This window comes from Halodurantibacterium daqingense (assembly GCF_042666235.1).
Classification (GTDB): Bacteria; Pseudomonadota; Alphaproteobacteria; order Rhodobacterales; family Rhodobacteraceae; genus Halodurantibacterium; species Halodurantibacterium daqingensis.
In genome coordinates this window covers 12697-27352 of record NZ_JBHTFQ010000003.1, presented here as the reverse complement: position 1 = coordinate 27352, position 14656 = coordinate 12697, and the positions used below count along the sequence as shown (strand labels likewise).

14 protein-coding genes are annotated in these 14656 nt (G+C 63.2%); 9 read left to right on the top strand and 5 right to left on the bottom strand.

Annotated elements, in window-relative coordinates; translation table 11 throughout:
* Window positions 1-21: 21 nt before the first annotated feature.
* From ACFQXB_RS06300 to ACFQXB_RS06280, 5 genes are all read right to left on the bottom strand, one after another.
* Window positions 22-1206 carry a CaiB/BaiF CoA transferase family protein gene (locus ACFQXB_RS06300; RefSeq protein WP_377400839.1) on the bottom strand — a complete coding sequence of 395 codons (1185 nt, stop codon included), beginning with the start codon at window positions 1204-1206 and terminating at the stop codon, window positions 22-24.
* Window positions 1203-2282 (bottom strand): CoA transferase, encoded by a 1080-nt coding sequence (locus ACFQXB_RS06295; RefSeq protein ID WP_377400836.1) that lies wholly within the window; start codon window positions 2280-2282, stop codon window positions 1203-1205. Before ACFQXB_RS06295 ends, ACFQXB_RS06300 begins: the two co-directional genes overlap by 4 nt.
* Window positions 2279-3424 carry a CaiB/BaiF CoA transferase family protein gene (locus ACFQXB_RS06290; RefSeq protein WP_377400833.1) on the bottom strand — a complete coding sequence of 382 codons (1146 nt, stop codon included), beginning with the start codon at window positions 3422-3424 and terminating at the stop codon, window positions 2279-2281. Before ACFQXB_RS06290 ends, ACFQXB_RS06295 begins: the two co-directional genes overlap by 4 nt.
* 69 nt (window positions 3425-3493) lie before the next feature.
* Window positions 3494-4762, bottom strand: a complete 1269-nt coding sequence (locus tag ACFQXB_RS06285; protein ID WP_377400830.1) for a 2-hydroxyacyl-CoA dehydratase — start codon at window positions 4760-4762, stop codon at window positions 3494-3496.
* Window positions 4759-5868 carry a 2-hydroxyacyl-CoA dehydratase family protein gene (locus tag ACFQXB_RS06280; protein ID WP_377400827.1) on the bottom strand — a complete coding sequence of 370 codons (1110 nt, stop codon included), beginning with the start codon at window positions 5866-5868 and terminating at the stop codon, window positions 4759-4761. The genes ACFQXB_RS06285 and ACFQXB_RS06280 overlap by 4 nt, the downstream gene beginning before the upstream one ends.
* 113 nt (window positions 5869-5981) lie before the next feature.
* Here ACFQXB_RS06280 and ACFQXB_RS06275 point away from each other — a divergent pair, with 113 nt between their 5' ends.
* The 9 genes from ACFQXB_RS06275 (at window position 5982) to ACFQXB_RS06235 (ending at window position 14556) form a co-directional block, all read left to right on the top strand.
* Window positions 5982-6503, top strand: coding sequence for a MarR family winged helix-turn-helix transcriptional regulator (locus tag ACFQXB_RS06275; RefSeq protein ID WP_377400824.1), 522 nt, complete (start codon window positions 5982-5984; stop codon window positions 6501-6503).
* 61 nt (window positions 6504-6564) lie between these two features.
* Entirely contained in the window at window positions 6565-7752 is a 1188-nt protein-coding gene (locus ACFQXB_RS06270; RefSeq protein WP_377400821.1) for a CaiB/BaiF CoA transferase family protein, read from the top strand.
* Between the two features lie 530 nt (window positions 7753-8282).
* Complete coding sequence (locus tag ACFQXB_RS06265) at window positions 8283-9140, top strand: hypothetical protein (RefSeq protein WP_377400818.1); 858 nt, start codon at window positions 8283-8285, stop codon at window positions 9138-9140.
* Between the two features lie 292 nt (window positions 9141-9432).
* The gene (locus ACFQXB_RS06260; protein WP_377400815.1) at window positions 9433-10038 is read left to right on the top strand and encodes a helix-turn-helix domain-containing protein; all 606 of its coding nucleotides are present in this window, start codon (window positions 9433-9435) and stop codon (window positions 10036-10038) included.
* 143 nt (window positions 10039-10181) lie between these two features.
* Complete coding sequence (locus ACFQXB_RS06255; protein ID WP_377400812.1) at window positions 10182-10586, top strand: helix-turn-helix domain-containing protein; 405 nt, start codon at window positions 10182-10184, stop codon at window positions 10584-10586.
* Window positions 10586-11809, top strand: coding sequence for a type II toxin-antitoxin system HipA family toxin (locus ACFQXB_RS06250; RefSeq protein ID WP_377400809.1), 1224 nt, complete (start codon window positions 10586-10588; stop codon window positions 11807-11809). The genes ACFQXB_RS06255 and ACFQXB_RS06250 overlap by 1 nt, the downstream gene beginning before the upstream one ends.
* 183 nt (window positions 11810-11992) lie before the next feature.
* Window positions 11993-12178, top strand: a complete 186-nt coding sequence (locus ACFQXB_RS06245) for a helix-turn-helix transcriptional regulator (protein WP_377400806.1) — start codon at window positions 11993-11995, stop codon at window positions 12176-12178.
* Window positions 12179-12446: 268 nt separating this feature from the next.
* Window positions 12447-13745, top strand: coding sequence for a DUF4238 domain-containing protein (locus ACFQXB_RS06240; protein WP_377400803.1), 1299 nt, complete (start codon window positions 12447-12449; stop codon window positions 13743-13745).
* Window positions 13693-14556, top strand: coding sequence for a hypothetical protein (locus ACFQXB_RS06235; RefSeq protein WP_377400800.1), 864 nt, complete (start codon window positions 13693-13695; stop codon window positions 14554-14556). The genes ACFQXB_RS06240 and ACFQXB_RS06235 overlap by 53 nt, the downstream gene beginning before the upstream one ends.
* Window positions 14557-14656 lie beyond the last annotated feature (100 nt).

The following is a 14656-nucleotide window of genomic DNA, read 5'->3' as shown; positions in this document are numbered from 1 at the left end:
CTCCTCCCTGTCGGAACCTGTTCAGGCGCTCCTCCCCCGGGCGCCCTGTCGTGAAAGCACGGTGATCGTGGCATCATCAAAGCCGAGATCGCGCAGCACCGCCTCGGTGTCGGCGCCCGGCGCCCGGCCAAGGCGGTGTGACCGCGGCTGATCGTCAAGCCGCACCGGCGGCCCCAGCTGCCGGCGTGGCCTGCCATCGCTGCCGGGCAGGTCCAGCACCATCCCCCGGGCGCGGTTGTGCGGATCGGCAAGCGCCGCCGGAATGTCATGCACCGGGGCGAACTGCGTTCCGGCAGTGCCCAGCGTGGTTTCCCATTCGGCAAGCGTGCGCGAGGCAAAGATCGCCTCGAGTTCCGCCCGGATGCGCGGCCGTGCGGCAATCTCGTTCTGGAGCGGCACGAAATCCGGCCGGCCCACCGCTGCACAGAAACGGCGCCAATAGCGCGGCTCCATATCCGTGGTGCAGAGGAACTGCCCGTCGCTGGTGCGCCAAAGACCCATGTCCGCGCGCCGTGTGCCCCGGGGCGGGGCGGTGGCGGGGTCGGGGTGCCGCGACAGCACATTGACCAGAAGCGACATGGCACAATCGCTCATGGCGACATCCAGATGCTGCCCCTGCCCGCTGTGATCCCGCGCGCGCAAGGCAGCAAGGACAGCAAAGGCGGCATGGGCGCCTGTCACCACGTCGGCCACCGGCACGCCGGGAAACGACGGCACGTCCGGGTTCTCGCCCACGCGGGACAGAACGCCCGCGATGGCCAGCGCGACCGGATCATGGCCGGGCTTGTCCCGGTAGGGGCCCGTCTGACCGCACAGCGTGAGACTTGCATAGACCAGACGCGGGTTCTGCCCGCGAAGTGCCGCCGCGCCCAGGCCCAGCCCATCGAGGACGCCGGGACGGTAATCCTCGACCACGACATCGGCGCGCGCGGCCAGCGCCCGCAGCGCATCCTGCGCCACCGGATCGCCGATATCCAGCATCACCGACCGCTTGTTGCGCGCCAGGATGTCGCCTTCCCGCAAGGCCCCGCGTTCGGCGGGGGGCAGTCTGTCCCAGCCGAAAACCTGCGCCTGCTTGGCCACTTCGCGCGGGTTTTCCACCCGGATCACCTCGGCGCCCATGTCAGCCAGAAGCCATGTGCAGTAAGGGCCCGGCAACAGTCGCGAAAAATCAAGAACGCGGATCCCTGCAAGCGCGCCGCTCATGCCCCGTCCCACCCCGTGAACGCCGAGGCAGGCACCGGCCGCGCCAGCCGTCGCGGCGGTGCACCCTCGGCCTGGGCCCGAAACAGGGGTCCGGGAAGCGCAGCCTCCTGCCCGGTCACCTCATCCATGACCTGCACGAAAAGCCCGCGCGCCTGCAGATGGAGGCTTTCGCGCACCTCTTGCGGATCGCTGATGGGTGACAGCCCCCAGCCAAGCCGCAGCGACAGATCCTCAAGCTCGGACTTGCCCCGCACCGCAAAGAAATCGGCCACGATGCGCTGCCAGCGGTCGATCACCTCCTGAGGCGTGTCGGCGACAAGGGTGGCGTCCCAGTTGACAGTGGCAAGCTCGCCTGCCTCTCCGGCGTCGTCCATTACCCGGACAAGGGCGCGCATCATCCCGGGATTGTCGATCATGGACCAGGTGACATGGCCATCGCGGCAGGGCCAGATCTGCCGCACGCCCGAGGCACCGCGCACCAGCATGTTTCCGGTCCTGCGGCCGATGCGGCCCGTCCATTCGTACATCACCGCCTCGCGGTAATTGGCCAGCGTCGCGCTTTGCAGTGCCGAGACCACAGCCCGCTGCCCCTTTCCGTCGCGCCGCCGGGCATGAAGCGCCAGAAGCGCCGCCGTTGCCGCCTGAATGCCCGTGAGCGCATAGGCCTGTTCGCCGGGAAAGCGCAGCGGCGGGTGATCGGGATCGCCGGTGATCGCCATGAGGCCGGACATCGCCATCAGCGTCAGATCGGTCACGCGCCGATCCGGCGCGTGCGGGAAGGCCTGCACGCAGATGTGGATACAGCTCTCGGGGATCTCGGCCGAAGTCAGCCGGTCGCCCTCGCGGCGCCCGTCCAGGATGATATCGGCCATTGCGGCAAGTCGCGCGATGGCCTGCGGGTCATCAAGCTCAAGCCGGGTCTTGCCGTGATGCCAGGCCAGGGTGCGTGCGTGGCTGCGCGGGGCGGCGTCCGCGACGGACACGACATCGGCCCCCAGTTCGGCCAGCATCCGCCCGCCGAAATCCACCAGGCCGTCGGCCAGTTCCAGAACCCGGATGCCCTGCAACATGTTCATGCCAACGCCCCTTCCTGACGCAGCCGAGCGATTTCGTCACGGTCAAGACCCAGGAGATCGATGAAGACTTCGTCATCATGTTCGCCGAGGCGCGGAGCACGCTGCACCTGCGCCGGCGTCCGCTCCAGCGCGTAAGGGGGCGCCGGCATCCGACACGGACCCAGAACCGGGTGATCCAGGGTGACGAAATGGCCCGCCCTTGCAAGATCTTCGCTTTCCAGCACGTCGCGGCCGTCAAAAACCGGCGCGGCGGCAAGACCAGCCGCAACGAGACGCCGGACGAGATCATCTCTCTCATGGGTGGCGGTGGCCGCAGCCACCCTTGCCGCCTCGGGGGGGCCGCCGGGCAGGCCCAGCGCGGTGGCAAGGAGGCGGGCCTCATGCTCGGTCGCGATGGCGATTGCCAGCCACTGATCCTCGCCCCGCGCCGGGAAAACGCCGTGCAGCAGGAAGTCGTTGTCCTGGTTTCCCGGCTTTGCCGGCGCACCCGGGGCGGCGTAGAGATCCGCGATGACATGAACCATCGGCTCGATCTGCGAAACATCAAGATGCTGCCCCTCGCCGGTGCGGGCGCGATGCTCAAGCGCTGCAAGGATCGCGACAGTCAGAAACATCGGCGCCACCACATCGCCATAGGCCAGCGGCGGCATATGCGGATCGCCGCCGGGCCAGCCCCCAAGCCAGGCGTGGCCGGAATAGGCCGCCGCACTGTTGCCATAGCCGCGAAATCCGGACATCGGCCCGCTGCGCCCCGCCACGGAAACGCTGGCAAGGATCACGCCGGGGCGGATGCGCTGCAACGCGTCCCAGCCAAGGCCGATCCGCTCCATGTAGCCGGGGCCGAAATTCTCGACCACCACATCCGCCCAGGCGACAAGCCGCCGCGCCACATCCACCCCGCGTGGATCCGACAGGTTGATCGAGACGCTTTTCTTCGACGTGTTGGTCTGGGCAAAGAAGGCCGAGCCATCCGGATCCTTGACGCCGCCGGCAAAGGGGGGCGAGAGCCGGCCAAGATCAAGGCGCCGGCGCGACTCGATCTTGATGACGGTGGCGCCGTTGTCGGCCAGATCCTTGGTCGCGCGGGGGCCCGCGCCGACCCAGGAGAAATCCGCAATCTTCAGCCCATCCAACGCACCCATGGCGCTCTCCTCCCCCACGGCCGAGGCCGCTCTCCCTAAACAGAATAACGGTTCATAAAGTGAACCATGTCAATTCTTTTCTGCCAGAACCGCGTCGAGAACCGGGCTGATCCGCCCGATCATTTCCTCGCGGTTCCAGGTCCGGCTGTCGACCATGTCCGACCAGATCTCGATCACACGGACGCCCGCCGCCTCAAGCGCGCGCTTGGCAAACAGCGACCCCTGCGCCGAAAAACGGTCGTGTTCCGGGATCAGCATCAGCGCGACATCGATCCGGTAGCTGCGGGCCTGATGCACAAGCCAGGCGTTGACCCAGGGCGGCTGGTGCAGCTGTTCGTTCATTGCCGAGACGCGGGCGGCCAAGGTGCGCAACGGATCGCCGTGATCCTTGCGGATATAGCCGTCGGCCGCGAAGGGCAGATACATCGACCAGGCGAAGACGGCGCCATGGCTGTCCTCGAAGGCGGAATAGAAACTGGTATCGAACCAGAGACCTGCTCCGATCCACATCATGCGGATCCGTTCGTCGGGCACGACCGAGACCCCCGCCTGCACCCGGTCGCGCAGCGCATCGCGAAACGCGGTTGCATGCTGGATCGCCCAGTCAGATCCGCGGTGCCACTGCGGGATCATCACATTGGGGATCTGTTCCGAGATGCGGATGGGGCAGCGCGGCGCAGTTGCAAGGATCTCGTTCGCTTCCTCGAAGATGCGTTCCTGCTGATCGATGGCCTCCATGTAGCGGGCAAAGCCCGCCATGTCGAAAGGGCGGCCCGTCAGGGATTCGAGCTGCGCGATCAGGTCGCGGAACTCTGCGACCATCAGGTCAAGCCGATCGGTGCCATAGAAGGCTTCCCAATCCGCGCGCGCGCGCCGCCACCAGTCCGGGGCGGGATCCGGCACCGCAGGCGCAGACAGCGTTACAAGCGGTGCGCCCGTAAGCTCGGCCCAAAGCGCGAAGATCTTCTGATGATCGTCCGCGCTTTGGCGGGCACAGAGGATCGCGGGATCGGGCAACCCGCCCCAGGGCTGACGCGACTGGTCCCCCTCCAGCGCGGCAATGAGCGGCAGGCTGGAATACCGCGCGAGCCGGTCATGGTAGCCAAGCTGCCTCATATGGTCGAAGTAATACTCGGACAGCTGCTTGGCGGCGATGATGGCCGACCACCACTGATTGGTGACGATGGGCATGCCCATCGCGTGGAACAGTTCGTGCGGCGTATCTGCATTTACGAAGGCATACTGCGCCCCGCTGGTGATCTGCTCGCGCAGGCCCCGGGCCCAGTCGCGCTGATACTCTGCCGCGCGTCGTGTCGTTTCAAGCGGAACATAGGTCATGCGGGCACTCCTGCACCGGCCAGCCTGGCGGCGGCGGCGATCCGCCAGGCCTCATCAGGCTCGGGATCCCGGAAGCCGAGGTTGACGAAACCGATGCCACGGGCGCGCAGTTCGGCCTCCAGGCTCGGGATCTCCCAGCCAAAGCTGTCGTCGGTTTGCGAAATCTGGCAGATGACCAGGTCGCAGCGCCGGGTTTCAAGCGCCCTCAGCAAGGCGCCGCGATGGGCCGAAGCCGGCACGATACGCGCAGATGCGGCATCGCTGGCCAATGCCTGCAAAAGGGACGCGGGCTCGGAAACCGCCGCCGGGTCACCGGGCCAGACGCTGCCCCAGGGCTGAAGGTCGCATACGATGGGGCCAAGGCTTTCGAAGGCCCTGTAGGTTTCCACGCAGGCAAGCGGTGAGCCGACCAGCCCAAGCCGCCTGCCACCGCGCGGCGCCCCGGCTGCGGCAAGCGCCTTTTCAAGCAGTTCGGCGTGGCGCTCCGCGGGCATGAAGCGGCCCGCATTACGCCACTGCATCGCCGTCGCCCCACCCTGCCCCCGCCCCTGCCATGCCTCGAGTCGTTGAAGCGCCTGGCGCCGCGACTTCTCGTGCCCGGCGGCGCGGGCCCATCCGTGCTGCGGCTGGGCAAGCCCCTGCCCCTGCAGGAAGTCGGTCAGTTTCTCCAGCTGGATACGGTTGAAAGCTTGCGCCGCCTCGCTGGCCGTATGCACGAAGTTCCACAGAAACAGCGGTGGCACTCCGGCTGCCCCCTGCCCCTGGCGGATCCACTCGGCCGCATATTGATAGGCGGTCAGCGCCGCGATGTCGTCGCGGGCGAACAGGATGCCCGCGTAGCCGGCGAAATCCCCCTGCATCAGTCGGTTCAGAAAGATGCGCGCCTCTGCGTCCACGAAGGGTTCGATCACCTGCTCAATCGCATGCGGCAGGGCGCGGCGCCCCATCGAAAGGTGTACCGGACATGCCCCTGCCGCGGCGACCACAACTTCGGGAATGCCGTTTCCGAACAGACCGACCCGCGGCATGTCGGCGCTACAGCCTTCATCCCGGCTGTTGAACGCCGCTTCTAGCGCTGCGGCCGCTTCCTCGCTTGCTGCTGTCATGATCCCTCCACTTACAGTTCACTTTATGAACTATATGGACGAGGTCAAGCCTGTTGTTTGACAGTCACGGCATGGCGGCGATAGTGGGCCAGCCCCAGCCGGAGAATGACCAGATGACGAAGGACACCCCGGAGCCGCCGACCGAGCCGGTCGAGCTTGGCCCCTTGCGCCGAAACCTGCCCTTTCTGAGCCGCGCGCTGCGGGCCTATATCCGTGCGGAAAATGCCTCGTTCTACGACGATGCTGGCGCCGAACAGGGCGAGATCGTCGTGCTGAGCGTTCTGGCGAACAACCCCGGCATTTCCCAGAATGCACTGGCGGAAACGCTGGTCTTCAAGAAATCTGCAGTGACCAAGCTGATCAAGGGCCTTGAGGACCGGGGGCTCATCCACCGCGAAAAGGCCGAGAACGACAAGCGGTTCAATGCGCTGCACCTGACTGCCGCAGGGGCCGAGAAGTTCCGCCGGATCGACGCGCACATGGCCGCACAGCATGCGGCCCTTCTTGAACCATTCTCACGGGATGAGTGCGACCAGCTGTTTGCACTTCTCAACCGCCTGCACACGCACCTGGCGCTGCGCCACGCCGCGCGCTCTGGCACAGGAAGCCATGTGGCGGAACAGCCGGGAGACTGACAGCTTGACACCCCCCTGAATATTAGTTCAATTTGTGAACCGACTATCAGGAGGACAGACCTTGCCACAACCCCTGGCCGGCGTGCGCATCGCCGATTTCAGCCACGTGATTGCCGGCCCCCTGGCGACCTATTTTCTTTGCCTGCTGGGCGCCGAGGTGATCAAGGTTGAACCCGAAACCGGGGATGTACTGCGCAACTACACCCAGCGGCGAGACCTGCGCGGCATGGCCGAACCCTTCATAGGGGCGAATGCAGGCAAGAAATCCGTGGTGCTTGATCTCAAGACACCTTTCGGGAAAGAGGCCGCGCGCAGGCTGGTGGCTTCAGCCGACATCATGGTGGAAAACTTTCGCCCGGGCGTGATCGACCGCCTTGGCCTGGGCTACGAGAGCCTGCGAAAGGATAATCCCTCGCTGATCTTCTGCTCGATTTCCGGTTACGGCCAGACCGGGCCGATGCGGGATTATCCCGCCATTGACCAGATCATCCAGAGCGTCTCGGGCCTCATGGGTCTGTCGGGCGAAGCCGACAGCGGGCCGATGCGCATCGGGTTTCCCATTGTCGATACCTACAGCGCGCTTCTGGCCGCCTTTGCGATCCAGGCGGCGTATCTGCAGCGCGAACGCGACCCGCAGCGCCGCGGTCAGCATATCGACATGTCGATGCTGGACGCCTCGCTGGTGATGATGGCCTCGGTGGTGAACCCGATGTTCATCTCGGACACCGAACCGCGCCGCACCGGCAACCGCGGATTTTCCCTCGCACCGACGGCAGACACCTTTGCAACGCGCGACCTGCCCATCACGATCGGTGCAGTCCAACAGAACCAGTATGAACGGCTTTGCACCGCGATTGGCAGGCCCGAACTCCTCGTTGATCCGCGCTTCGCCGATGCAGAGGCGCGGATGGCCAATGACGCCGCGCTGCAGGCCGAACTTGCGCAGACCTTTCGCACCCGTGGCGGCCTTGAATGGGAAGAACTCCTGTCCAAGGCCGGAGTGCCCGCCGGAGCGGTGCGCCCGGTGCGCGACGTGCTCGACCTGCCCCAGCTCCAGGATCGCGGATTGAAACTGTCGGTCGAAGTTCCGAACAAGGCTGTGCCTCGCGCCACAATTCTCAACGCAGGCTTCCGCTTTGCCCATGATGGGCCCGGGACCGCATCCCCGCCCCCGCAGCTGGGCGAGCATACGCAGGAGGTCCTGGCTGACTTGGGACTCGCGATGCCGGTGGCAGATCACCGCCCCTGAGCGGAAGGTCGCAACCGGCACAGGCTGCGTCCGTCAGGGGAATCTGCGCCTGCCGACCCGGAAGCACGCGCCTCGATGAAAGCCACCTCGCGGACCCCTTGGGCAGAGAAACGATGATGGCGCGGCAACTGAACACGCCGCGAACCGAGAGACGACGCCGACACTGGGAAGTCAACGCAGGCGGACGAAGAGTGTCAAACCTGTCCCCGAAAAGCGTCACATCAGGTCCAACTGAAGTCTACACGCGACCAAAGACATTCCAGCTTGTTAAGTGGTGCCCGGGGGCGGAATCGAACCACCGACACGAGGATTTTCAATCCCAAGTTGTGGATGGAAGATCAGGCGGTTACGGGCGAAATTTCTGTCAAACCCACCACGGAAAATCAGGCACTTACGGGTCGATTGTCAAACCTTTTGCGAGCCCGGAAAGGGGATTTGGGCGGATGGTGCGGCAGCGTTTTCCGTTCTGTCAAGCGGTATGATCCGTCGCCTTTGACGAGCCGCCGCTCCTCCTTCCCGGGGGCCCGCGCATGAGCTGGAAAATCGCCAATCTCTGCGCCGACCGGGTCTTCGGCAGCGCGGCCCGCAAGCAGATCATCATGTTCCTTGCCGACAAGGCGAGCGATGACGGCTCGGGCATCTGGTGTTCCAAGGGTACGATCCAGCGTCACACCGAGCTGGGCGAAAGTACCGTCAAGCGGACCATCACCGATTTCCTGCGCGAGGGCATCCTGGTCGAGACCGGGCGGCGGCCCTGCAAGAACGGTTTCACGGTGATCTACCGGATCGTGCTGGACCGCGTGATGGCGCTGGAAAGCTCCGCCGAGCCCGATGAGGGGACGGGGTCCACAGTGGACCCCGTCCAGCGTGACCCCGGTAGGGGGTCCAGGGTGGACGGGGTACGGGGTCCAGGGTGGACCCCAAACCACCCTGAAACCATCCATAAACCACCTACGCGCAAGCGCGCGGAGGCGGCGGTGGATGAAAGGGTTGAAAGGATCTGGGCCGCCTACCCGAAGGACCGGCAACGCGGGAAGGCGGCGAGCGTGGAGGCGATTTCTGAGGCGCTGGCCGAGGGGATCGACCCGGACGACCTGCTGCGCGCGGTGCAAGCCTATGCGACCGAGAGCGCGGGCTTCACCCGATCGAAGGTCTGTTTCTCGGACAACTGGTTCGCCGCCCGCCGGTGGCAGCGCTTCCTTGAGGTGATGGCCGAGGAACGGCAGGTGCGGACGGCGCTGGCCGCAGATCACCACGCCCGGCTGGCCTCTTGGGTGCGCGACCGCAGCCCGATGTGCAAACACATCACCGCCCCGCAGGTGAAGGCGCTGATGGCGGCGGGGCTTGTGACCGATGGCCAGCTTCGCGCGGCAGGGTTGGGAGGATGACGGGCGCCTTCTCCGAAAGATGCGCCGCGCGTCGCGTTCCGTGCATCCCGCTTTCCGGAGCGTGTGCCGTGTCCCGCGTCCCCTGCGCCGCGCCTTTCGCATCACGCATCGCGTCCTTTGCGCCGCGTTTCCTGCCTCGTGCTGTGCGCATCGCGTTTCCCGCATCGCGTCTCCTGCACCCGGTCCAACCAAGCAAACCCACCGAAACGGACTCCAAGCCCCCCGCCTCCGCTGACGCTGGGAGGCGGGGGGCTTGGAGGAAGTTGGCAAGAAATAGGAACGTAAACTTCACATGCGCCACCATCGCAAACTGACCGACGACGAACGCTGCCAGATCATCGCGGCCCGCGCCGGGGGCACCCCTACCTCCACTCTGGCCCGCCGTTTTGGCGTCTCGACCCGGACGATCCACAACACGCTGAGCCGGGCCAAAGGCACGCGCCCTTGCGCCACCACAACGATCAGCACCCGCCTGAGCGCGCGTCAGCTGGCGGGGTTTCAGGCTGCATTGGCGCGTCGCGGCATCACCGATCAACCCGCCGCCCTGCGCCGCCTTATGGGGGCGGCCGACATCCTGTTGCGCCCAGCCGATCCGGTTGTGCGCGACCATTTGCGAGCCTGGGGTGCGCAGGTCGCCACCGAAGGCGCCGCGGTCAATCACATCGCCCGCAAGCTGAACGAGGCCAAACTGCGCGGCCGGCCTATCCCGTTCACCCACGACGACATGACCACGATCCGCACCTTCGCCAGGGGCCTGGTCGAATTCGCCGAAGCGTTCCGCATCCTGTGGGAGGCACAGCTGGCCAAGAAGGCGCGCGAGGTCGACAAGGCGCTGGAGGGGTTGGCGCAGTCAGAAGCATTCGCCGACGCCAGTCGGCCCGATTTGTCTCGCATGTAAATCAGAAAATTGTTTTTTGTGTCACTTACAAAACAAAAAACGACTGAAGACATAGGGTGGGGGTTGCAACGGGGGGGTGGCTCATCATATCTTTCGTATCACAAGTGAGACAAAAACAACCTTTCTGACCGAGATGCAGGACAATGACTGCCAGCACCGACAAAGCAGCACGCACCAAGGGGAGCGCGGTTCACCCCTCGATCGCCCGCGGTATCGCGCGACTCGGGCAGGACATCTCCCGCGCGCGCCGGGCACGCCGGATATCAACAACCGACATGGCGGCGCGCATGGGCGTTGGACGCAGCACGCTGCACCGCCTGGAACAGGGCGATCCGGGCGTCTCGCTGAACACTCTGGCGATGGCCCTGTCGGTACTGGGGCTTTTCGACCGGCTGGCCGACCTCGTCGATCCGGCATCGGATGAGCTCGGATTGATGCTGGCGGAGAAGACGCTGCCCAAGAACATCTCCCGTCGACGGAGGTCACCGTCGGAGAAGAGCCAAGGTCCGGCGGCGGATGCCGCTGACGACGCGCCGGAGGGGTGGTGATGCCGACACGACGTATCGATGTGCGGATCGGGACCCGGGCGGTTCCGGTTGGCGAATTGATCTTCGAGGCGGACGGCACCCGCGAAACCTCGGCCTTCACCTACCATGAAAGCTGGCTTGCGCTTGAACGGGCCTTTCCGCTTTCGCCGGACATGCCGCTCGGGGCCGCACCCTTCTACAGCCGCCGGGACGGCGAACGCTCTGCCCTTCCATTGCCCATGACGGACACCGCGCCCGATAGCTGGGGGCGCAAGATCATCGAATTGCTGCGCGGAACGCAGTATCTGACCGAACTCGACTACCTGCTTGAGTCCGACGATCGCTTGAGGATCGGGGCCTTGCGCTATTTCGACGGTCCTGGGGCGGAGGCCACTGCACTTGCCCCACCGCGCGCTGACGGCGTGAACGTGCCACGCCTGCACGATCTCGACGAGGTCATCCGCCAGGCGCGAGCCTTCGAGGAAGATCCCGCCGGCTACGCCCGACGTCGCGCCGAGCTTGTTGGCGGTGATCTTCTGGCCGAAGCGGTCGGCTCTCTGGGCGGTGCCCGGCCCAAGGTGAATGCGCGCGACAGCGAAGGTGCGCTCTGGATCGTCAAGCTGCCCAAGATCGACGACGACTATGCAGTCGCCTGCGTCGCGGATATCCTGAACACCTCGCAACGGTTCCCGGCCGCCCTCATCCGCCGCTTCGACAGGGTTGGGGCGGATCACATGGACAGGATCCCGTTCATCTCGGCTCAGACCTTTCTGGGATTGGGGGGAACGGCCGCAAGCAGCTACGAGGACCTCGCCATGGCGATGCGCCGCCATTGCGTGGATCCTGCCCGGCAGATCGTTGAACTCTATCGCCGGATGGTCTTCGGCATCCTGATCAGGAATACCGACGATCATCTTCGCAATCATGGCTTTCTGCGCGCGCCCGGCGGCTGGCGGCTGTCACCGGCCTTCGACATCAACCCCGAGCATCGTCCGGGCGGCCGGATGCAGACCGCGATCTCCGAGATCCATGGCAACCTGCCTTCGATCGACGCGGCGCTCGATGCCTCGGCCTTCTTCGACATCGACAGGCGAGCTGCGGAGCAGATGACCGGTGACATGGCACGCCATATCGCAGGGGCCTGGCGCCGCATCGGTGGCCAGCTTGGCATGGATGCCCGCGATTTCAGCGCTGTCGGCGCGGCAATCGAGACCGAGGAACTGGCGAAGGCCTGCCGCCTCTAGATCGGTCGCCGTCAATTGTATCGGGTGTTCATTTAAATGGACGTTAAAGACCTTTGTGACCATCAAACTGAACAAACCTGCTGGAACCCGCCATGAAACGCAAAAGAACCTACGCGCGCCAAAACGCGTGAGGCCCTGTCAGTTCTGGGCAAGATGATCCGGATCGGACGGATGGAGCGTCGCATGACCGCCCAGGACATGGCCGACCGCCTCGGCATCAGCCGCACGACGCTCTACAACATCGAGAAGGGCGCGCCGGGGCCCGAGATCGGCATCGTGTTCGAGGCTGCCGCGTTGGTAGGCGTTCGCCTGTTTGATCTGGACGCCCTCGCCCTGCGCACGGAAACGCTCGGCTCGCGGAAAAGCTGACGCTTCTGCCCAAGAGCGTCCGCACCGTCCACACGGAGGTCGATGATGCCTTCTGACCGCAAGCCGAACGAGGGCAAGTTGGAAGGCCACCGTGCCATACACGGCCGACGATCCACCACCACTTGCCCGGCAGAAGGCTAAGACGAACGCAGATGGAAAATGTCTTTGGGATCATAAATTGATAATATCACCCACAGAACATATTGACTCCGTATCTGGTTGTATTTGTGAATGAGATTGCTCGCTTACTTTGGGGTTAGGTGCTTTCATGGCTGGTCGAAAACAACATTTCATCCCACAGCACTTCTTGAAGGAATTTGTTATTCCAGATGGAAACGACAAGCTCTGGATGTACCGGCGTGGCTTGCCAAATCCCATACCAGTTTCTCGCGGTGATGCTGCTGCAACAAGGGATTTCTACTCTAAGCCCGCGACAACAGATGCGCCCACGCTAGATGACTTGATCACGGAATACGAGAAAAAACTGAAATTCCATGTTGCAGACGCTCGTGCTGTGCCGATTGGCGAATTACTACCTGCGCACCAGATAAGCGAGATAGTGGCGCATCTGACGATTCGAGCTGCGTACCTGCGTGAGTTTATCGAAGCGGGAGCATCTGAACTGGTTCTATCAATTGATGCTCTCATTCATCGACCAACTGAAATTCTTGAGAGTTTGGAGTTGCCCAAACATCGTGTTCCATCGCGATTCGAGGCCATGGCAATAGAGCAGCTTGAACAATATCTGATCAGTTCGCCCACCAGCGTGACTCCTCGAGCAATTGCGCGATTGCTCTATCATGCTATCCGAGAGGATTGCGATCTCCTGCAGAAGGCAGCATCAAAGGAATTCGCAGCTCTCCTAGAACGTTTCCAGGGGCGTTTCCAAACGATGATTCAAAGCGCACATGTTCAGTTTCTCGGGAAAGAACTGGTGCCCACGCTCCAGAAGGCCATTCTGGAAGGACTTCAATGGCGCGTTGTGGAGTTACCCTCCAAGGATGCTGTTCTGCCTGATTGTGTTGCAATCGCGGAAGATGCCGAAGGGTGGGGGCCATACATACTGGCGGAAAAAGAAAGCATGACCCGAGTTGTTATCCCACTGACTTCTTCAAAACTGGCAGTCGGAAGTGCTGCAGCTGACTGGAAAGAGGTCTCAGAAATTTATAACCAAGCAGCACGTGAAAGCTGCTTTACCTTTTATCTTTGTAACCGACGAGAGGAGGTGGAAGAAGCCCATCTTGCGGTACTCGGTGGTCCCGCTCGGGCTAAGATAGAAGGCATTACTTCATCGGCATTGCGTGGAGCTGTTGAGGAATTCGTCCGTGATGGCTCGAACGCCGCGCAGGAGGAAGTCCAGCCAGTCACATGGACTGATTTGCCTGTCGGCGATGGCTTTTTTTTCGTATTCGGTTTCCTTCAGGGACTTCGGAGACGAAACGTACGCGAGAAACGTGGCAGAAAGCCTGAACGAAGTGGTCAAAATATTTGGGGGCAAGTTCCCCATTCATCGCTTGGACGGCATCACGTTTGCCATAGACTATGCTGCGGCACTACAGGAACTTGATCGTGGCTTGGGTGTTGACCGCGGCATTGATCCCTCGGCAGGCGCTAATCCCAACGGTGTTGCCATGCCGCTCGCAGTGCGACGTGACGATGGCATCAAGACACACGTTGTCCTCAGAGGCTACCTCGCAGAGCAGTTGATTTCGGAAGATGAAACCCAAAGCGGCGAGGCCATTTCAGTCATCAGTTACTGCTTGGGGACGGCCGCTTTCAACGCACTTGTGGAGGGGAAGTTCCCGGGCACGCTTCTTTCCTTATACCCGGACCCTTATGAGGGCTGGCTCTATCGGTACAATGACGCGCTTCCAGCGACCTATTTTTCCACCCGGCTCGTCGCTCCTAGCATGAAGACGCTGGAATTCTATTCTGAACAAGCGCACCTGCAACTTGAACAGATGATTTCCGTTACGAAAGATGCGTATGCCGAGTATAATGAGGACGGTGATCACGAACGCTTTTTCGAAACCTGTGCCGCCCATGTGTCGGGTTTCATGGCGGCAATGGCAAGGTTTTTTGCGGCGCGCGCTTCGATGATCGGTCCGCACAGATCGCACGGGCTTTTGGATCAAACGCTCATACAGCTTGAACTTTGGAAGTGGTCAAAGCTCTTTGAAGAAGACCTTGCCGCTTTTGATCGCCGTTTGGAAGATTGGACGAGCTTGGATGAAGTGTTTTTCCTCAACCGACACTTCGAACGCTTTTTGTTCGAAGTAGGGGTGCTGCCGGATCAGATGAATGATGGGTCGCTTTATGTTCATGCCTCTGGTGAACACCGGCTCTCTACTCGTCGCGGCACTAAGAGGCTGCTTTGACGGGTCGCACCGCGGCAACAAACAGGTTGGCCGAACAGCCGCTCTGGGCCGGAAGCGCAAGTAAGCCGCAGCTAGAACGTGTTTTGGCGACGGGCAGCAA